This is a genomic window from Pseudoalteromonas sp. SR43-3 (assembly GCF_014163875.1).
Taxonomy (GTDB): domain Bacteria; phylum Pseudomonadota; class Gammaproteobacteria; order Enterobacterales; family Alteromonadaceae; genus Pseudoalteromonas; species Pseudoalteromonas distincta.
Window position 1 is genome coordinate 104,274 of sequence record NZ_JACJEC010000011.1, and the last position, 19,559, is coordinate 123,832.

General features: G+C 40.4%; 16 protein-coding genes and 1 pseudogene. 3 read left to right on the plus strand and 14 right to left on the minus strand.

Translation table 11 applies throughout. The annotated features are described in order from the left end of the window. Nucleotides 1–97: 97 nt before the first annotated feature. Together H5088_RS13480 and H5088_RS13485 are read right to left on the minus strand one after the other, a co-directional pair. Complete coding sequence (locus H5088_RS13480; RefSeq protein ID WP_182753245.1) at nt 98–1,438, minus strand: DUF1501 domain-containing protein; 1,341 nt, start codon at nt 1,436–1,438, stop codon at nt 98–100. A gap of 9 nt (nt 1,439–1,447) precedes the next feature. Further along, a complete protein-coding gene (locus H5088_RS13485) occupies nt 1,448–3,355 on the minus strand; it encodes a DUF1800 family protein (protein ID WP_182753247.1) in 1,908 nt (635 codons plus the stop codon). A gap of 170 nt (nt 3,356–3,525) precedes the next feature. Here H5088_RS13485 and H5088_RS13490 point away from each other — a divergent pair, with 170 nt between their 5' ends. After that, nucleotides 3,526–3,741, plus strand: a complete 216-nt coding sequence (locus H5088_RS13490; RefSeq protein WP_010555169.1) for a hypothetical protein — start codon at nt 3,526–3,528, stop codon at nt 3,739–3,741. Nucleotides 3,742–3,773: 32 nt separating this feature from the next. Further along, on the plus strand, nt 3,774–4,598 hold the full coding sequence (locus H5088_RS13495) for an alpha/beta hydrolase (RefSeq protein WP_182753249.1): 825 nt from the start codon (nt 3,774–3,776) through the stop codon (nt 4,596–4,598). 75 nt (nt 4,599–4,673) lie between these two features. Here H5088_RS13495 and H5088_RS13500 read toward each other — a convergent pair whose 3' ends face one another. The 4 genes and pseudogenes from H5088_RS13500 to hrpB all read right to left on the minus strand — a co-directional run bounded on the left by H5088_RS13500 (nt 4,674) and on the right by hrpB (nt 8,367). Next, the gene (locus H5088_RS13500) at nt 4,674–5,018 is read right to left on the minus strand and encodes a hypothetical protein (RefSeq protein ID WP_182753251.1); all 345 of its coding nucleotides are present in this window, start codon (nt 5,016–5,018) and stop codon (nt 4,674–4,676) included. 15 nt (nt 5,019–5,033) lie between these two features. Then, nucleotides 5,034–5,351, minus strand: a pseudogene (locus H5088_RS13505) (nuclear transport factor 2 family protein); the annotation flags it as partial. An 87-nt stretch (nt 5,352–5,438) separates the two neighbouring features. Next, on the minus strand, nt 5,439–5,867 hold the full coding sequence (locus H5088_RS13510; protein ID WP_024593532.1) for a hypothetical protein: 429 nt from the start codon (nt 5,865–5,867) through the stop codon (nt 5,439–5,441). A 73-nt stretch (nt 5,868–5,940) separates the two neighbouring features. After that, nucleotides 5,941–8,367, minus strand: coding sequence for an ATP-dependent helicase HrpB (gene hrpB / locus H5088_RS13515; protein ID WP_182753253.1), 2,427 nt, complete (start codon nt 8,365–8,367; stop codon nt 5,941–5,943). Nucleotides 8,368–8,653: 286 nt separating this feature from the next. Between hrpB and H5088_RS13520 the strand changes: the two genes are divergently transcribed. Next, nucleotides 8,654–8,851 (plus strand): CsbD family protein, encoded by a 198-nt coding sequence (locus tag H5088_RS13520; protein ID WP_002958133.1) that lies wholly within the window; start codon nt 8,654–8,656, stop codon nt 8,849–8,851. A 63-nt stretch (nt 8,852–8,914) separates the two neighbouring features. Here the strand turns inward: H5088_RS13520 and H5088_RS13525 are convergent, their stop codons facing one another. From H5088_RS13525 to H5088_RS13560, 8 genes are all read right to left on the minus strand, one after another. Continuing rightward, nucleotides 8,915–11,176 (minus strand): xanthine dehydrogenase family protein molybdopterin-binding subunit, encoded by a 2,262-nt coding sequence (locus H5088_RS13525; RefSeq protein ID WP_182753255.1) that lies wholly within the window; start codon nt 11,174–11,176, stop codon nt 8,915–8,917. Beyond that, complete coding sequence (locus tag H5088_RS13530; RefSeq protein ID WP_182734485.1) at nt 11,173–11,670, minus strand: (2Fe-2S)-binding protein; 498 nt, start codon at nt 11,668–11,670, stop codon at nt 11,173–11,175. The genes H5088_RS13525 and H5088_RS13530 overlap by 4 nt, the downstream gene beginning before the upstream one ends. 187 nt (nt 11,671–11,857) lie before the next feature. Beyond that, nucleotides 11,858–12,613: a hypothetical protein gene (locus tag H5088_RS13535; RefSeq protein ID WP_182753257.1), complete on the minus strand. Its 756-nt coding sequence runs from the start codon at nt 12,611–12,613 to the stop codon at nt 11,858–11,860. A gap of 76 nt (nt 12,614–12,689) precedes the next feature. Beyond that, nucleotides 12,690–14,048: a Fic family protein gene (locus tag H5088_RS13540; RefSeq protein ID WP_182753260.1), complete on the minus strand. Its 1,359-nt coding sequence runs from the start codon at nt 14,046–14,048 to the stop codon at nt 12,690–12,692. Between the two features lie 150 nt (nt 14,049–14,198). Further along, nucleotides 14,199–16,829, minus strand: coding sequence for a methionine synthase (metH, locus tag H5088_RS13545; protein ID WP_002958120.1), 2,631 nt, complete (start codon nt 16,827–16,829; stop codon nt 14,199–14,201). Nucleotides 16,830–16,838: 9 nt separating this feature from the next. Next, the gene (locus tag H5088_RS13550; protein ID WP_024605362.1) at nt 16,839–17,912 is read right to left on the minus strand and encodes a homocysteine S-methyltransferase family protein; all 1,074 of its coding nucleotides are present in this window, start codon (nt 17,910–17,912) and stop codon (nt 16,839–16,841) included. Continuing rightward, nucleotides 17,902–18,849, minus strand: a complete 948-nt coding sequence (gene metA / locus H5088_RS13555; protein WP_002958117.1) for a homoserine O-succinyltransferase — start codon at nt 18,847–18,849, stop codon at nt 17,902–17,904. Before metA ends, H5088_RS13550 begins: the two co-directional genes overlap by 11 nt. A 210-nt stretch (nt 18,850–19,059) precedes the next feature. After that, on the minus strand, nt 19,060–19,458 hold the full coding sequence (locus H5088_RS13560; RefSeq protein WP_404936294.1) for an outer membrane protein: 399 nt from the start codon (nt 19,456–19,458) through the stop codon (nt 19,060–19,062). Between the last annotated feature and the right edge of the window lie 101 nt (nt 19,459–19,559).

Here is a 19,559-nt window from a genome sequence, read left to right on the forward strand (position 1 = left end):
CTATATTGTGTGATTTTTTATTATTAAAACAATTAAGCACTATTAAACAGTAGCTTATACTACTAACAAGCGCTTTTAGATTACTATTAGCGACTAATTACACAAAAAAGTCCAATGTTGTGTGATCAAAGTTACTCAAGTTTGGAAAAATATCAACAAGCTCAGAGCTTGGCACACCAAACCACTGAGCCAATGTGGCAAAGTACTGCTCATTAGCAACACTTGGAATTAAACGCCCGCCACCGGTATCTTGTGCGCCATCCAAATGTTGAGTTAATAGCTCGCCATATATATTGCCGCCTTTTACTGCGCCGCCCATTACTATTTGGTTCCCTGCCCAACCATGGTCAGTGCCATCGCCATTTGAGGTCAACGTGCGACCAAAATCAGACATAGTAAACGTAGTCACTTTATCAGCCATATCAAGCTCTTTCATCGCACTATCAAATTCACTTAACCCTTGAGCTAACGTATTTAATAAAGCAGGGTGCGTTGTTAATTGGTTGTCGTGGGTATCATACCCCCCCATAGAAACAAAAAACACTTGGCGTTGAGTACTCAACTTTGCCTGTACGCTAATTGTTTTAGCGACTGCGGCAAATTGCTCACTAAGGCTATTATCGCTAAATGGGGTAATAAGTGCAGGCGCGCTTTCTAACGCGCTGTTCATTGCTTGAGTGTTATTTATCGCACTTGTTAAGCCATTGGCATAAGCTGTACTTAACGGATGGCTCGTATTGCCTAGTAAGCGGTTCATAATAGCGGTTACGTGCTCGCTACGAGGTTGATACCCTCCAAACGCGTTAATACTACTAATGCCGCTTTTGTTAAGCGCAAATGCATTGCTAGCACTTCCCGTTTGCCATAAATTAGTACCGTCGAGTGATACATTAGCTGCAAACTCATCTTGTAACTTTAAACGCTCTAAAAGTCGTGCGCCCCACCCGCTATTAAGTGATTGTTTTTCTCGACCATACATCCACGCAGCTTGCTGATCGTTATGCGAAAACAAATGCTTAGGCAAACCTATTGTTTTATTTTTATAGTCATTCAATGTTGTGGGAGCGAGTAAAGTACCTACCCCGCCTATAAATGCTAAATTTTGAGATTCAAACACATTTTGTATCGGTTCAAGTGAAGGATGAATACCTACGCCACCTGCAAACTGGCTTTTAATGCTTAGCTCAAGTGGGCTCTCTACCGCTAGGTTTTGCCTGCTTTGCTTGTACAAACTCCGTTGCTCGCCTTCAAGCGGAACGAGCATATTTAACGAATCATTCCCCCCGTATAAATACACACACACTAATGCTTTATAATCACCTAGCTCAACGGCATTAGTCGCTCCAGTTAATGCTTGTAATTGCAGGCTCGTTAACGCGGCAGCCGATACGCTGCCTTTTACACATAACGACAAAAACTCTCTTCTATTAATGCTCATTATGCGCTCCTAATACTGCACGTTAAATTCAGGTGCAATAGCAATCATATATAATAAATACGAAACCCGTTCACGGTATTGCTCTTCATTAAAGTAGGCATCTAAATCAAGTAATGCTTGGCGTGTGCCACTGCTCATTGCGCCTGCAAAATATAACGTGTTGTACTGAGTTAATAGCGCGCTAACACCGTTTTTCTCTAAAACATTCATGTCGTCTTGAATATAAACATAAATACCATTTGAATTTAAATCACTGTGTGCTTCAGCGGTACTCCACACTAAACTTGCGTAAAGCGCGTTCATGGTGCCAATCAGTGTCGCATCGTTTGCTATTTGTAACTCTGGCGCAACAATACCTTCATTCCGCAAAGCTGCGGTTTGATAATCAGGCCTAAAAAAGTTAAATACCGAAGCCGACTGCATGGGTCCTTGCCCGTAGCTATTTATTAAATTCCATGTTTTATAGTAACCAGCCAAAGATTTAGCATCGAAATTTCGCCAAAACTGTACGGTTTTTAAAATAGGCTCTTTAATTTTACCTTGATAGTTAAGCACTGAGCCAAAATGCCGTGCTTCATCATCTAAATATATAGCCTTTACTACAGCCGCTAAATCGCCGCGTACACCGGCGCCATTGTCAACAAACACATTAGCTACTCGTTCAACGTATTGGGGGGTTGGATTTGACGTAATTAATCGCTGAATAAGTTGCTTAGTAATAAATGGCGCAATATTTTGATGATTAAATAAATTATCGAGCGCTATTTGCATTGACTCTTCTGCGGCGTAACCTTGTGGTATAACCTCGCCATTTAGTAAGGTTTTTTGTTTACTAGAATGGTACTCGTCAAATGCTTCCATTGGTTTAATATAGTCACGACTTTTACGCTTAAATGTTTCACTATCGGCAAACGTCCAACCAGTAAATACGCGTGCATAACCCTCTATTTCGACCTGTCCGTAAGTAGCAATAGTATTACCTTGTGCATCAAGCTTGGCGCTGCCATCTAGGTTTAGCTCTTCAAGGCCAATAGTAAATAACTGCATTACTTCACGTGCGTAATTTTCGTCTGGGCGAATATTAAGTGCATCGTCTGCTTTTTCGTTACCCAAATGGCTTAAGTAAGTTCCCATAATAGGCGAAAGCGTGACATCTTCGAGTAAGTCACGATAATTACCAAAGGCATGCTTTAGTAGCAAATCGTAATAAGTGATCATGCCCTCAGGTTGGCCTCTTAAGGCACTGTTTTCATCCGACACTACTAATATTTCACTTAACGCAAATGCAACACGTTGACGAAGTTGATCGTCACTTTGCATTACTGCCTTCCACCATGCGTCTATGCGGCTTATGTATTTAAAGTCATCATCGTCATTTAACTTTACTAAATAATCACGGTGATAATTAATAGGTAGCGCTATTTGTTTATCAAGCCATTGCTGCTCGCTTAAACCTTGTGCGTTTTGTATTTCACTAAGCTTAGGTCCCATTGTTGCTTGGTGTAGTAACCGTGCGGCGCTAATGTCATCCATATTATTACGTGCAGTAAAGCTTAGCGTTTTTACACTGCTTGCCCCTTCGTTATCGGTTGCTGTTACCGAAAAAGCATAATCAACAGGCTTATAACTTTGCGCATTTAGCAGTGTTACTGAAGTAGTTGTTGCCTCTAAAGTCCCACTAATTAGTTCAGGCCCTTGCGTTTGTTGCCACACAACAGATGTAATAGTGCCGTCTTTATCACTGGCTGTTGCTGTTAGCTCAATTGTTTGGCCTTTACTTAATTCACTAGGAATATCAGCGACTGACAAAATGGGGATTTTATTTCCGTTAACGGTTGGCGTATCATCGGAGCCTGAACCACCGCAAGCGCTTATTATAAAAACCGAGCTTGCGATAAGAGCAAATTTATAATGCATGTAAAGTCGTCATCATTTGTTAATTAAAGTACGTTAGTGTGTACCGAGTTTAATGCATTTATTGAAACACAAAATTTACAATTTAACTCTTTATTTTTTGTAACCGAATCATGAACGCCCCATTAATAATGCGCTAGCAGCTGGGGTAAACAGCCAGAGCTTTATTATTTATGAAAACAGAAATTCGCTATTGTTTTGAATCTTCACAAGTTGCTAACCGATTTTTACACGAGCTCAAAGACTGGCCGGTTAACGATGTAAAAACACGACTTTTTAATGGCGGCGATAGTGTAAAAGTGACATACGAATACGACGAAAGTGGTTTTGATTACACCTCAGCAGAGCTCGACGACCTAGCAGAAAAGCATGGCGGTAAAGAAGTTTAAATTAAGTGATAACAATAACTAAAGGCAATCTAATGAAAAATAAAGTGTTAAGTTTATTTACAATAATATGTTTAGCTTTTAGCTTATTAAGCCATGCAGAACCGATTAAAACAAAACCTTTTAGTATTGGTGAAACCTTTACCTTTAAATCAACCACGCTTGAGCAGCAACGCACTATAAACGTTTACATGCCTAATAGTTATGAGCAATCAAGCGATAAACATTACCCTGTTATTTACTTACTCGATGGCTCAAAAGATGAAGACTTTATTCATATTGCAGGACTTGTACAATTTGCCTCTTTTTCGTGGATAAATCATATACCCGAAGCCATTGTTGTGGGTATAGCAAATATCGATCGTAAACACGATTTTACATCACCGAGTAATAATGCCCTCGATTTAAAAGACTTGCCAACGCACGGTGGCTCAAAAAAGTTTATTAGTTTTATAAACGACGAACTACGGCCACTGATCAATAAAACATACCGTACCAACTCAACAAGTACTTTAATTGGTCAATCGTTAGGTGGTTTACTAGCCACCGAAATTTTATTTAATCATCCTGCAATGTTTAATCATTACGTAATAATTAGCCCCAGCTTATGGTGGGCCGATAATGAATTACTGAATGGCCCTTTTGAGCCAACTGCCTTTCCTCAATCGGTTTATATTGGAGTAGGTAAAGAAGGCGAATTAATGGAAGGTTTAGCAAAGCAATTACATAAAAAAGTCACGCCTATTCTGAGTAGTAAAAGCCAAGTGCAATTTGGCTATTTTGAAAACCTAGATCACACTGAAACACTACATTTAGCGATATACGATGCTTTTAAAAAAATGAACTATCGTTCCGAATAGTTAAATATAAATAATTCATATATAAAAACGACAATAATGCACTGCATCGTTGGCGTAAAATTATATTTTAACTTATTACTCTTTTATTGAAAATTCAACTTTTGATGAAGATGAACTCGCAAGATCCAGTACTTCATAATAATTTAAGCCATCAATTTTTTTACCAATAATAAAATAATTCATTTCATTCATCATGGTTGGGTCGCCTAAAACATCTTCTGCGCTTTGCACATCAGAAAATTGAATTGCAATTAAGGCGCCTATAAAGCGCATTACATCTTGAGATTTTAATGTCTTTAAAACTTTATTAACTCCGGCCTGAGTTGACTCAGGTGTAGAACCATCAAATCTAAAATCACTTTTTGTACTAGCGCATGCACTAAGCATTAATATTGATAGTGCGATAAGTAAATGTTTCATATATATCCTTATTTGTTATTCGTGGTACTTGCGGATCATCGCCACTTTACCGTTTTCAACCTCTATTACTTCCATCATTGTGGAGGTGTATTCTATTGGCTGCTTACTTTGCGGATGAATACCTTTTACATAGTTTTTATAACGAATAGCAAAGCCTGTATTGTTAAACACAAATGTATTAAGCAGTGTGCTTTCAAACAACGTGTGCGCACCTAAGTAAAAACTCATACCTTTGCGCATCTGCTCTTTGCCATCAGGAGTACGTGAGTCATCCGGTTGATACGGAATATGCTGATTGCCAATATCATCGGCACGGGCTAAAAGGCTAAGAAATATAATTAATAGAAAGCTTAGCTTGCACTTCATAACGATTCTTTCTAAAAAAGTATTTTTACTAAAACGACTAAATTTATTAATACATTAATTTTTTAGCGCAGCTTTTCTTGCTAGTTCTTTTATATCTTCATCGATATTGTCATCAAAAGACATTGAATAAATTCTCCAACCTTCTTTCACTTTAAAAAATTGAAATTCAAAACGAATAGGCTGCCTATCGTAGGTTACTAGGTAGGTTACATGAACAAAAAGCTCCCCAACTTTATAATCAGAAACCTTATTAATGAAATTAATTTCACCAACAAGATCATCAAGTGAGGATAGCTGTGTTTTTATCTGTTTTACCTGGTCAGGTATCGACGATACATATTTATTACTTGCGTAAATGGAATCAACAGCATCGCTTATTTTTTCATCAGAATACAATTCAAAAAATTTATCAACTTCTTCTTGGTAATTGTTAGCACTGACACCCGATGAGAGTAAAAGTAAAGCAGCAAATATAATTTTCATTTTTAACATTCCTTATTGTTTTTAATATAAAAACACACTATTTAAAGTAAATAAAGTTATAAAATACGGCAAATTACATTTTGCTCTTTACTCTATTTGTTGCAACGCTGTTGGCTGGGTCGTCTGGCCAAAAATGTTTAGGGTAGCGGCCTTTCATTTCCTTTTGCACATCGCGGTAACTGCTAGCCCAAAAGTGGGCTAAATCTTGAGTAAGTTGCAATGAACGTTTACCTGGCGATAGCAGCTCCATAAGCAATGGCAATTTACCATTGGCAAGCATAGGCGTACTGGTCAAGCCATAAACTTCTTGCATACGCACGCTTAGCTTTGCGGGGCCATCAAGTTGGTATTCTATCTTTATATTTGAGCCACTGGGCACCGTTAAGCGCAAAGGTAACAAAGCTTTTAACGTGGTTTGTTGTTGCCAATCAAAGCAGTTTTGTAATGCTTCAAAGTAGTTAAACTTTTTAAGCTGCGTGAGCGTTTTAATATCTTCTAAAAACACGCCTAGCCACTGCGCTGCATTTTGAATAAGTTGTTGCTCGTTTATTTGCGGGAATTTATCGGGCATTAAATTACTTGCTAGGCTCATACGTATCAGCAATTGTTGCGCATCAGGTTGCTCGTTAAATAAAGCAAAACCGTGTTTAGTAAATAAGCTAAGCCACGCTTTAGCACGCTCGCTCTTATCTAGTTTTTGTTTACTAGGCTGGCTGCTGAGCGTTATAGCCCCGAGTTTCACTTCATCTTGATGAATAAAGCGCGCTGATTTTTCATCAAACTCACAACGAGTAAGTTCACTAAATAAATGCGGTAAAAATTCTTGTAACTCAAATGGGTTAAGTGCGGTGGCTGCAAATATACGCCCACCTTTGTGCCCGCCCATGGTTGCTATGGCTAAGTAATCGTCGTTGTGCCAGTAATCTGCATTTAACTCAGCACCTGCACCATTGGCAAGTAAATAACCATTACCGCGTTTTTTAGCGATGCGATCGGGGTATGCCAATGCCACTAGCAAACTAATATAATGCGTATTTAATTCGCTGTTTTCGTCTTTTACTTTTAAGCGGCTTTGCCAATATTTTAACTGTTGTTTAAATACCGGATGCGGACGTTGCTGCTGGCTATGCAGCGCTAAACTCAACTCGTTTGCACTATTTACTCGGCTCTCAAGTAATGCCACTAAATAAATAGCGAGCCTAAAAATACCAGGGAGTTGGTCATCAAGTATTTGTGCTTTTAATAGCATATGCGCCAAACGAATATCAGCACCAAAACCTAACATTTTACTGCCAAGCGGTGTGAGCTTACCTTTGCTATCAATAGCTTCTAGCATGTTAAGCAGATTACTTGCTTGCCCGCATTGCTGCTCAGTGGGCTTATCGAGCAAGGTTAGCTCATCAATACTGGCTCCCCATTGCTTTGCCTCAAGCATAAGTTGGCTTATGTCTGATGTGAGTATTTCGGGATTGTCATGGCTATTACGTCGCTCGAAGGTTTGCTTTGAGCCAATTCGATAAACAATGCCCGGCTCTATTCGTCCTGCACGCCCTGCACGCTGCACAGCAGACGAGCGCGATATGCTTTGTGTTGTGAGCTCAGTAACCCCTGTTTTTAAATTAAAGGTGGCTGCACGGCGCTTGCCGCTGTCAATTACAATGCGTATACCTTCAATAGTTAAACTGGTTTCGGCTACATTGGTGGTAAGCACTACTTTGCGCATGCCGTTTGGCGTGGGAGCAATAGCAGCTTGCTGATTGGCCTTATCCTGCTCGCCAAATAGCGTTGCAACTTGGCAGTTACTGGGTAAATCGCTCAGTGCTTGTTGCACACGTAGTATCTCAAACTGCCCAGGTAAAAACACCAACGCGCTGCCTGTTTGCTCATTAAGGGCTTGTTTTATTATGTTAGGAATTGCATCAAGCCAGCGACTTTCATCTTTTATGGGTATGTATACTTCGTCTATTGGATAGCTGCGACCGCTTGATTGAATTACAGGACAATCAAAAAACGCAGTGTAACGCTCAGTATCTAGCGTTGCCGACATAAGCATAATGGTTAAATCGTCGCGCAGTGCACTTTGGGTTTCAAGCGCAAAGGCAAGTGAGGTATCGGCTGCAATTGAACGTTCATGAAATTCATCAAATATCAGTAAATCAATATCGCTTAATTCGGGATCGTTTTGCAGCATGCGCGTTAGCATGCCTTCGGTGACTATTTCGAGGCGCGTATTAGCGCTTACTTTACTCTCACCTCTAATCCGCAAACCCACACTTTGCCCAACACTCTCGTTTTGGCACTTTGCTAAATAACTGGCAATATTACGTGCAGCTAAACGGCGAGGCTCTAGCATTACAATACGTTTAAAATGCCCGTCACGCATTAGTTGTAGCGGCAACCACGTAGATTTACCCGCACCAGGCGGTGCTTGTAATAACGTAATAGGATTACTTTGTAATGTAGTAACGAGTTGTTGATATATGTCTTGAACCGGCAGCACAGCTATTTACCCAAAATTGCTTTGTGTGCATTGTAACAAAAACCAAAAATAAACGCGCCGCTAAAGCTGTGTGGTTATAAAGGATTTAATTAAGGGTTACATAATCAGAAATAATTACAGACCGCTCTGTACATTTTTTAAGGATGTGCTCACAACATTAATCATTACTGCCTCAACAAAAAACATAAAACACTGATTATTAATATAAAATAAATATTTAACTTGTTGGTACACGCCTTGCTCCTTTTATACTGAACGTTAATTAAATCTAAGTAAGGAGAAACTTATGAACAGCGATCGTATGAAAGGTAATTGGAACGAACTTAAAGGTAAGGCTCAACAAAAATGGGGCGATCTTACTGACGACGATTTAGACAAAATTGAAGGTAGCCGTACAGAGCTTGTGGGTAAAATCCAGCAGCAGTATGGTAAATCTAAAGAAGAAGCAGAGCGTGAAGTTGATGAGTTTGAAAAAACTCACTAATCGCTAACTTCTAAAAAAACCGCCATTTTGGCGGTTTTTTTGTTTAAGCTGTAGGTTATTTAGCTACGCTTTTAATTGGTTACCAATCGGTAACAGCCTAATACGCTTTCCGCACGCTGCAAAAATAGCATTACATAATGCTGGCGCATAAACTGGTGTAGATGGCTCGCCTACCCCTGCTGGTGGTGCATCGCTTTGTACTATTTCAACGTCAACTTCAAGAGGTGAGTCGCTCATACGCGGTACGCGATAATCATGAAAGTTACTTTGCTGCACGCGGCCTTTATCAAAGGTAATACCATCGCTGATTGCAGTTGTAATCCCGTAAATAGAACCACCTTGAGTTTGGTTTTTAACGGTGTCAGTGTTTACAACCGTACCCGCGTCAATGGCAACCCACGATTTAATTACGTTTAAATCGCCAGCATCCGACACTTCTACTTCAACTACCGTAGCTACGTAAGTTAAAAAGCTTCTGTGTGCTGCTATGCCTAAACCTCGCCCTTTAGGAAGTTCTCGACCCCATTTACTCATGTCAGCTACTTTTTCAATAACATGGCGCAGTCTGCCAATATCTAACGGATAAACCGCTTTATCGCCACCGTAATTATCGTATGTGGCATTTTGCTCAGTTACATCAACAATGCGACTCGGACCTATGGTGTCTAGTAAATAGTCTTTTTGGTCGCGACCGGCTTTGTGCGCCGCTTCGCCAATAAATGACTGAATAGCAAAGGCATGAAAAATATTTGATACAGAGCGCATCCAACCAATTCGTGCTTTGGCTTGCGCATCACCGTTTTCTAACTTCATGTTAGGTGTGTTAATTGGGTTATCGGTAAACCCTAAGCGCAGTTCAAAGCTTCCTGGCGTAGTTGCCCCTTCTGAAAAGGTAGAGGTAATTGGTGAAAACGCGGTGCGGTGTAAATACGATTCTATAGCGCCATTTTTATCTAGCGATGCTTCAATGTGCTGAGCTGAAACTGCATGGTAAAAGCCATGTTGTATGTCGTCTTCACGCGTCCACTGCACACGAATAGGTTTGCCTACTTTCATTGAAAGGTAAGCTGCTTCTGCTGAAAAGTCAGGTTTTGACTTACGCCCAAAGCCGCCGCCGAGCATAGTAACGTGAACATTAATTTTGCTCTCATCCATGCCAAGCATTGCAGCCACTGTTTTCATATCGGCTTGTGGATTTTGCGTAGCAGCCCATATATCAACACTGTCTTTGTTGTACATAGCTGTTGCACAAGGCGGCTCCATTGGTGCTTGAGCAAGATGCGGTGCGTAATAATCAGCTACGAGTTTATTGCTCGATTTAGCCAACACGCCCATGGCATCGCCTTTATCACGTATGTTTGCCTGTGGAGTTTGTACTGTTTTTAATAATGACTTTTTAAATTCTTCTGAATTGTAATCGCCATTTTTGCCATCATCCCACACGACTTTTAATGCTTTACGCCCTTGCCATGCAGCCCATGTGTTTTTAGCTATAATTGCAATACCGCCTTTTGGCTGAAACTGCGGCGCGCCTTTTGGTGCAGGAATTTCAATAACATCTATAACGCCGTTCACCGCTTTTGTAGCACTGGCATCAAATGACTTAACAACACCGCCGACTACCGGCGGGCGTTCAATTATAGCCACCAGCGCTTGTGGTTCGCGTACATCGGCTGCAAATATTGCTTTACCTGTTACTAAATCGGCTAAATCTATGTGCGCCATGCCAGTATTAATGTAGCGCCATTCTTTGCGTGTTTTAAGTGTTAGTTTGTCAGCTTCTGGTGGCGTTATTGTAAGCGCTAAGTCGATTAAATCTTTATAAGTAAGCGATTTACCTGAGCTGTGTGTAACAACGTGTTGATTGGCTGTACAGGTCTGCGGGTCAACTTTCCAATACTTAGCGGCAGCGTGCTGCATCATGTAACGCACACTTGCGCCCATTTCACGTAGGCGCTGCATGTTGTAGCGAATACTGCGCGAGCCATCGGTATTTTGATCGCCGTATTTAGGGTCGCCCTTACCCTGAATAACAATAACCTTATCCCACGCGGCTTCCATTTCATCGGCAACTATTTGTGCAATCGCGGTGCGAATTTGCTGACCCATTTCAGAGCGATGGCAGGTTATTTCAACCATGCCGTCTGGGCGCAGTGCAATAAATAAGTTTGCGCGCTTTGCTTGCTCAGATGGCTGCTCTAACACACCCGCGAATGCTCTTGGCGCACTGCCTACAAAATAAGTACCAAGTACCAATGCACCTATTGCACTGGTTTTTAAAAACTTACGGCGGTTTAAATCAAAATATTTGTTATCTTGGCTCATACTTCTTCCCCTTGTTCATTTGGGTCAAAATATTGAACACTCGCCATTGTTTTAGCGGCTGATTTAATTGCTTTATGAATGCGCGGGTATGTACCACAACGGCAAATATTTCCCGACATATTACTTACTATTTCATCATCGGTAGGGGTTGGGTTTGTAGCTAATAAGCTTGCAGCTTGCATCATTTGACCGCACTGGCAAAAACCACACTGCGGTACTTTATGCTCTATCCATGCTTGTTGTACAGGATGGTCGCCCTGCTCGCTTAACCCTTCAATTGTCGTAATTGAACGCCCTGCTGCTGCCGCTACAGGTAATACACACGAGCGCTGAGCTACCCCATCAATATGCACGGTACACGCACCGCACTGTGCCATACCACAACCAAATTTAGGCCCAGTTAAATTCAATTCATCTCGGAGATACCATAATACTGGCGTTGACGGATCGCCAGAAAACTCATGTTTATTACCATTAATGGTAAGCGTGATCATACTAAACTCCTTGGTAAAGCGCTTTACAGGAGGGTTCCTTGTTGCGCGAGAACTATTTTTAATTACTTACTATTTTATACTTACTACTTTTAGCCTACCACTTAGATCTGTTTTATAAAAATACTAATTATTAGAACGTTTTACTGCTAAAAACAGTTCTACATTACCAAGCGTACTAAAACATACATTAATGAGTACTTATAACATCTTCAAATAGTAATCGCTCATCGTCTTTATAAACTTCAAGCCAACCTGGTGGTGATGTATCACAGCCAATAATGGTTACATGTAGTATGTAACTATAACGCCCATTTTTAAACGTATAATGGTGATTACCGCCAGTGCCACTAACCGTTACATCGCCGTTAAATAAAACCATATCAGGCTTATCCTTTGCTCTTTTATCACTACTCCACACCGCATAACGGTAATTTCTATCACCTAAATCATCAATACGAATATGGTAGTTAGCCGTTTTCCAATCGAGTACTGGTTTTTCAAAGGTATTAATACTTGCGTGCAAGGATTGCTTACCTTGTTCGATCAAGCTTTTAGCAAGTGTCTGCTCTTTAGTATTTTGTGTATTTACAGCAATAATTTTACCGTCAGTATCAACCCACATAACGCCGTTATTTAGCATAATGCCGCGCCAACCTACTTTCTCCCAATCAGTTTTAATGTTTGAACTGGCAATAACTGCCGCTAGCTCATCATTAAATACTTCATCAAAGCGGTTAATAAACTCGGCTTCATTTTTAATGTCAGGTATGGGATATCGTCGTTTTAGCGGGTAGCGAATAAGTGCTGCAATCGCAGTTTTATCATGCGCTTTAAAAGCAGCAATAACAGGTAAAACGCTCTCGTGATACTTTTGCTCAAGAGCAAATGTGTGTGATGTGAAAAGTAGGTATAACCACGACATGATGTGAATAAAAAACTTCATTTATAGTCCTTTTTTGAAGCCCCCTAAAAAACCAGAGCTACATCCACGAAAAATAAAAGTATTAACTTATATTGTATTATCTTTTCCATGACACAATTATTTTTTTCTGGCTCAACATACTGTAAACCCACTCCCTACCCTGTTTTTCTTTTTTAAATAAATTTAGCTCAACTAAACCATTTAAAACATTTGATGCAGTATTATAAGCGCATCCTAAATTTTCTTTTACATTCATTGCAGTAAATTGGTGTGCGACTCCACTTCTTGCGACTTGGAAAACAGTTTGTTGCTTATCGTTTAACTTTCTATATAAACCAGATTCCCAAAGCCATTTATTAAAAGTTTCTGCATCCTTAAGAGTATTTTTATAGGATTCTTTAAACTGACTTATTGCACGTATAACGACACTGCACTGATAGTCTATAAAGTATGTTAGATCCATATTATCTGTTTCACTATAAAGGTAGCTTTTACCATATTTGATTGGAGCTGACTTTAAAAGTACGCTGATAGCTATATATCTAAATGCTGCAAAGTCATTTTTAAACATATACCAATAGAATAAAGCTCTGGCAACCCTCCCATTACCATCTCTGAATGGATGCTCATAACCAATAACAAAATGTAATGTGATAGCTTTTATTAATGGATGAAAATACTCTTTATTATCAACATCATGATGACATTCATTTACCCACTTTGATAATTCTTTAATACGTTTTGTTAAACCTTCTGCTGGTGGAGGGATATGGACTGTCACTCCTTCAGAATCAACAACTTCAACGTCATTTGTAACTCTAAATACACCGGGAGTGTAATTATCATTATCAATATTTTCGACGCCTTCTTGGTGGATAGAAAGTATTAAATCAATCGACAAGTCTCTGTGTCTATTATCCCAAGCAAACTTCATCATCTTAAAGTTTCCAACAATCATTTTTTCGTCTGGAGATCTTGGCTTTCTTTTTCTTTTCAGCAAGTCCTTTGCTACTTTAGTTGTTGTTGCAGCTCCCTCAAGCTGGCTGCTACTTATAGCCTCATCCTCAACTAAATCATTTAGTAAATATTCTAAATGCTTTTCTTCACCAATCTTACTGCACATCCACTCTAAGGAAGCACTAGTTGTGTTTCTGTCTGTTTCTGAAAGTGCTTTTTGGATTGTAGGTGTTAAGTAAAACTTACAATTTTTTGATGGAAAACCTACTGATATGATGTGTCTCAATTGCCTATCTCTGGCAAGCTTGACGATAGACCATGATATTTTTTGATCTAAGTTTTTTGGTAGACGATACTTAAAGTCATCAAAATGTAAATAACGACCTTTTGTATCTACGGGTGAAAATAGCTCTAAGTAATCTTCTAATTTATTAGGCTCTTTTTCTGCTATGAGTTGAAAAGGGTTTTTTATTAATTCTTGCGGTGGTTTATTTACCATTTTAATCTCAAAAAGTAGCAATATTGAAATAAGAATAAACTAATTCATTAACCTTGTCTCACTTTATGTATAAATTGAAATATAAAACACAAAAAAACGAGCCAAATTAGGCTCGTTTTTTGTTTTAACGGATAGTTGACCGCTTCGCTATTACTCCGGATCATACCCCAAGTTAGGTGACAGCCATCTTTCAGCTTCTTCAAGCGTCATATTAGTTCGTTTAGCATAATCTTCAACTTGGTCTTTTTGTACCGCCGCTACTGCGTAGTATTTAGCCTCAGGGTGTGAAAAGTACCAACCTGAAACAGCAGCACCTGGCCACATGGCATACGAGCTAGTTAGCTGCATACCAATGCGTTTTTCGGTGTCGAGCAACTGCCAAATTTTCTTTTTCTCAGTGTGCTCAGGGCACGCTGGGTAACCTGGCGCTGGGCGAATACCTTGGTAGTTTTCGCGTATTAGCTCATCGTTTGCTAGGTTTTCGTCTGGTGCAAAACCCCAATACTCTTTACGTACTTTTTCGTGCAGGTATTCTGCAAACGCTTCGGCGAGCCTGTCGGCAACCGCTTTAACCATTATTTTGTTGTAATCGTCTTGCTGTGCGTCAAACGCATTTGCTAAGTCGTCTTCTTCTAGGCCGCCCGTTACTGCAAACGCGCCAAAGTAATCAGGCGTGCCTTTTGGTGCTATGTAGTCGGCTAGGCAATAATTAGCAAAGTCGGTTTTTTCGGTTTGCTGACGTAAATGGCACGAAGTAGTTAATACTTCTTTGCGTGTTTCGTCGGTGTATATTTCTATGTCATCACCCACGCGGTTAGCCGGGAATAAACCAATTACACCAAGTGGTTGCAAACTGCCTGCTTTTTCAAGGTCGTCTAACATATCGTTAGCGTCTTTAAATAAGCTTTGCGCTTGCTCGCCTACTACTTCATCGTCCATTATGCGCGGGTATTTACCGGCAATTGACCACGTCATAAAGTATGGCGTCCAATCTATGTATTTACGCAAAGTAGCAATTGATACATTTTTAAACTCGGTCACGCCCAGCTTTTTAGGCACTGGTGGTGTGTAGTTATCCCAATCAAGCTTTGCAGCGTTATCGCGTGCGCGCTGGATAGTAACAGGCTTAGAGCGTGGTTTTTTACGCGCTTGTTGCTCGCGTACTTTTACATATTCAGCTTTAGTTTTAGCTAAAAAGTCAGGTTTAATGTCTTTTGATAATAAGTTTGAAACCACACCAACTGCACGGCTTGCGTTATTTACATACACAACGCCTTTATCATATTGCGGCTCAATTTTTACTGCGGTGTGCGCTTTAGAGGTAGTTGCACCACCAATGAGTAGCGGCAGTTCAAAACCACGGCGTTTCATTTCTTTTGCTACGTGTACCATTTCGTCAAGCGATGGGGTAATTAAGCCCGATAAACCAATAATATCGGCTTTTTCGTCGATGGCGGTTTGCAGTATTTTATCGGCAGGTACCATTACGCCTAAATCAATAACTTCATAGTTATTACATTGCAGTACCACGCCTACAATGTTTTTACCTATGTCGTGTACGTCGCCTTTTACGGTCGCCATCACTATTTTACCATTGGTTGAACCTTCTTCTTTTTCGGCTTCAATAAATGGGTCTAAGTAGGCTACGGCTCGTTTCATTACGCGCGCCGATTTAACCACTTGTGGTAAAAACATTTTACCTGCGCCAAATAAATCCCCTACTACGTTCATGCCATCCATTAACGGCCCTTCAATTACGTGAATAGGTTTATCGGCAGCAGCGCGGCACTCTTCGGTATCTTCATCTATAAAGGTAGTAATGCCTTTTACAAGCGCGTGCTCAAGGCGTTTTTCAACAGGCCATGTGCGCCATTCTAAATCTTCTACTCGCTCGGCTTGTGCCATACCAGAGTATTTTGGTGCAAGCTCTACTAAACGCTCGCCTGCACCTGGGTCTGTGTTAAGTATTACGTCTTCAACGGCTTTACGAAGCTCTTCTGGGATGTCGTCGTAAACGGCGAGTTGCCCTGCATTTACAATCCCCATATCCATACCCGCTTTTATGGCGTGGTATAAAAATACCGAGTGAATAGCTTCACGTACTGGGTTATTACCCCTAAATGAAAACGATACATTTGACACCCCGCCCGACACTTTACAGTGCGGTAAGTTTTGTTTAATGCGGCGTGTGCCTTCAATAAATTCTACTGCGTAGTTGTCGTGCTCTTCTATACCGGTGGCTACGGCAAATATATTAGGGTCGAATATAATATCTTCTGGTGGAAAACCAATGTCTTCTACTAATATTTTGTAGCTGCGGGCACATATTTCATATTTGCGGTCTGCTGTATCAGCTTGCCCGTCAGTATCAAACGCCATTACAACGGCAGCTGCACCAAAACGTTTTATTATTTTAGCTTGGCGAATAAACGGCTCTTCGCCCTCTTTTAGCGATATAGAGTTAACAATGGCCTTACCTTGAATACACTTTAGGCCTGCTTCTATTACTTCCCATTTAGAGGAGTCGACCATAATGGGTACGCGTGAAATATCAGGCTCTGAGGCTATTAAGTTTAAAAACTTAACCATCGCGGCTTTTGAGTCCAACATGGCTTCGTCCATGTTTATATCAATAACCTGTGCGCCATTTTCTACTTGTTCGCGGGCCACTGTTAGCGCGGCTTCAAAGTCTTCTTCCATGATTAAACGTTTAAACATGGCAGAACCGGTTACATTGGTACGTTCGCCGACATTAGTAAATACTGCTATTTGTTGGGTCATGTTGGCTCCTTAATTTAAGTTACAGGCTTCAAGGCCTGATAAACGCATGCGTACTTCAAGCTCTGGCAATTGGCGTGGTTTAACGCCTGCTAAACCTTTTGCAAAAGCACGAATATGCGCAGGCGTGGTGCCACAACATCCACCTACTATATTAATAAAGCCCGATTTACCCCAATCGATAATTTCGGCTGCCATTTCAGGCGCTTCTAAGTCGTATTCACCAAACTCATTAGGCAAGCCCGCATTAGGGTGTACCGATGTAAAGGTTTCGCACACGCGCGAAAGCTCTTCTACATATTGGCGCAGTAAATCAGGGCCAAGCGCGCAGTTTAAACCAATCGAAATAGGCTTAATATGGCGAATAGAGTTATAAAATGCTTCGGTTGTTTGCCCAGAAAGCGTACGGCCAGAAGCGTCAGTAATAGTGCCCGAGATCATAACTGGTAATGTGCGCCCTGCTTGTTCAAAGGCTTCTTCTACACCAAACGAGGCGGCTTTTGCATTAAGCGTGTCGAATATAGTTTCGATTAGTATTAAATCGGCGCCGCCTTCCATTAATGCAAGGGTAGACTCTACATACGCAGTAACTAGCTTATCAAAAGTAACGTTTCGGTAACCCGGATCGTTTACGTCTGGCGAAATTGAACACGTTTTAGATGTCGGCCCTAAAACACCGGCTACATAGCGCGGTTTTTCTGGCGTTTTAGCCGTAAATTCATCGCAAATTGCGCGTGCTAATTTAGCCGACTCTAGGTTTATTTCACGGCTTAGGTTTGCCATGTCGTAATCTTCCATCGAAATAGTGGTCGAGTTAAACGTGTTGGTTTCGATAATATCGGCGCCCGCTGATAAAAAACCACGATGAATATCAGTGATTAAGTCGGGCTTGGTTAGGCTTAATAAATCGTTATTACCTTTAATTAATACATGCCAGTCTTTAAAACGCTCTCCGCGATAATCTTCTTCTTCTAGCTTATGATCTTGGATCATGGTGCCCATTGCGCCATCTAAAATTAAAATGCGTTCTTTTAATGCGGCACTTATTTCGGCTTGCTTATTATTTGTAGGCGCGTTATTCGGCATAGTTGTTAGTCCTCACGTCTTGGCTAACTAAATTAATATCATACGGTGTGGTTTGGTACACGTAGTAATTTAACCAGTTCGAAAAAAGTAAAAAAGCATGGCTTTGCCACGTTTTTGAAGGTTGTTTGGTTGCATCGTCATCCGGAAAGTAATTTTCGGGCTTTGGTGCATTAGGGCTTTTTTTACAATCGCGCTCGTATTCTGCTTTTAGCGAGTCGGCGTCGTACTCTGGGTGGCCGGTTATAAACACTTGGCTACCCGATTTATTTTTAAGTAAGTAAGCCCCTACTCGCTCGGAACCTGCCAGTACAACGAGTTCTTCACAGGCGTTTATTTTATTTATATCAATATGGCCGTAGCGTGAGTGCGGTACCAAAAAGGTATCGTCGAATCCGCGAGTCAGTGCACCGTGATCAAAATAACACTGGTGAGTAAATACGCCACACAGTTTATCGTCTTTTAAATCGCGTTTTAAATTGTAACGGTGGTATAACGCTGCATGCGCTGCCCAACACGAAAATAACGTAGAGGTAACGTGTTGCTCAGCCCAATCAATAATGACCTTTAGCTCATCCCAATACGCTACATCGTCGTATTCTAAATGCGCAAGTGGCGCACCGGTTACTATTAACGCATCGTAATTGTTGTCTTTAACCTCAGAAAAGTAACGGTAAAAGGTATCAAGGTGCTCTTCTGAGTTGCTGCTACTGCGGTGAGTGTCGAGGCGCAGTAGTTCTACGTTTACTTGCAAAGGTGAGTTGGCAAGTAAGCGAATAAACTGAACTTCGGTTTCTACTTTATTAGGCATTAAGTTTAAAATAGCCAAACGCATTGGGCGTATTTCTTGCGTTTTTGCACGACTTTTTGGCATTACAAATACGTTTTCTTGACGTAAACGTGCAATTGCCGGCAACTCGTCTTTTACTGTAATTGGCATACTTTACTCCTGCTCATAAAAACCGAGGCTTAATTATGAACTGAAAGTAAAAAATATCAACCTCTAGATGTATAGATGTCCAAATGAAATTTATTCATGATTTTTTTAAGATTTACTAAAAGTTATAGATGAGAGGGAATGCATTTATATTGAAGTACTTTGTTTTAGTGAATTGAAATAGCGCTACTAAAATCAGTAGCGCTATTATAATTAAAAACGATAATTTACAGATAAATTAAGAGCGTAAATATCGCCTTCATTTGTATCAAAATATTGGTATTCAGCACTTACTTGCCAGCGTTGAGTTAGCCTAAAGTCAATGCCGGTTCCGTACGTTACGCCGCCTTCATCGTAGTTTTGCTCAGTTATTAGCGTAGAATTTGTATCTGTACCAGTTATTGATTCTGCAAGGTTTTTTAAGTCGCCTTCATTGTAACTTAATTTATTTCTACCATAGCCACCAAATAAAAAAACATCAGCTCGAGATGAAATTGGATAATTAGCTTTTACAAATATACTTGTTTGCAAATCAAGGCTTGAATCGATTTCGCTCTTAATGAATTCTGAACTCAGCGAACCGTCCTGTGGGCTGAGGGATCCCCACTTTATCCAGCGGCCTCTTTTTCGTAATTCAAAATAAAGTTTTTTAAACTTTTTTCTATATAGCTTTGTGTAATACGTCTCTTACATAGCTTTATGACTTGCTTGGC

What these genes read in the sequence shown, in the direction of transcription:
- metH (WP_002958120.1), bottom strand. Translation starts at nt 16,829, where the DNA reads ATGACCCAACAAATAGCAGTATTTACTAATGTCGGCGAACGTACCAAT.
- H5088_RS13540 (WP_182753260.1), bottom strand. Translation starts at nt 14,048, where the DNA reads ATGGTAAATAAACCACCGCAAGAATTAATAAAAAACCCTTTTCAACTC.
- H5088_RS13490 (WP_010555169.1), top strand. Translation starts at nt 3,526, where the DNA reads ATGAAAACAGAAATTCGCTATTGTTTTGAATCTTCACAAGTTGCTAAC.
- metA (WP_002958117.1), bottom strand. Translation starts at nt 18,849, where the DNA reads ATGCCAATTACAGTAAAAGACGAGTTGCCGGCAATTGCACGTTTACGT.
- H5088_RS13480 (WP_182753245.1), bottom strand. Translation starts at nt 1,438, where the DNA reads ATGAGCATTAATAGAAGAGAGTTTTTGTCGTTATGTGTAAAAGGCAGC.
- H5088_RS13510 (WP_024593532.1), bottom strand. Translation starts at nt 5,867, where the DNA reads ATGAAAATTATATTTGCTGCTTTACTTTTACTCTCATCGGGTGTCAGT.
- H5088_RS13550 (WP_024605362.1), bottom strand. Translation starts at nt 17,912, where the DNA reads ATGCCGAATAACGCGCCTACAAATAATAAGCAAGCCGAAATAAGTGCC.
- H5088_RS13520 (WP_002958133.1), top strand. Translation starts at nt 8,654, where the DNA reads ATGAACAGCGATCGTATGAAAGGTAATTGGAACGAACTTAAAGGTAAG.
- H5088_RS13500 (WP_182753251.1), bottom strand. Translation starts at nt 5,018, where the DNA reads ATGAAACATTTACTTATCGCACTATCAATATTAATGCTTAGTGCATGC.
- H5088_RS13485 (WP_182753247.1), bottom strand. Translation starts at nt 3,355, where the DNA reads ATGCATTATAAATTTGCTCTTATCGCAAGCTCGGTTTTTATAATAAGC.
- H5088_RS13495 (WP_182753249.1), top strand. Translation starts at nt 3,774, where the DNA reads ATGAAAAATAAAGTGTTAAGTTTATTTACAATAATATGTTTAGCTTTT.
- H5088_RS13530 (WP_182734485.1), bottom strand. Translation starts at nt 11,670, where the DNA reads ATGATCACGCTTACCATTAATGGTAATAAACATGAGTTTTCTGGCGAT.
- H5088_RS13525 (WP_182753255.1), bottom strand. Translation starts at nt 11,176, where the DNA reads ATGAGCCAAGATAACAAATATTTTGATTTAAACCGCCGTAAGTTTTTA.
- H5088_RS13535 (WP_182753257.1), bottom strand. Translation starts at nt 12,613, where the DNA reads ATGAAGTTTTTTATTCACATCATGTCGTGGTTATACCTACTTTTCACA.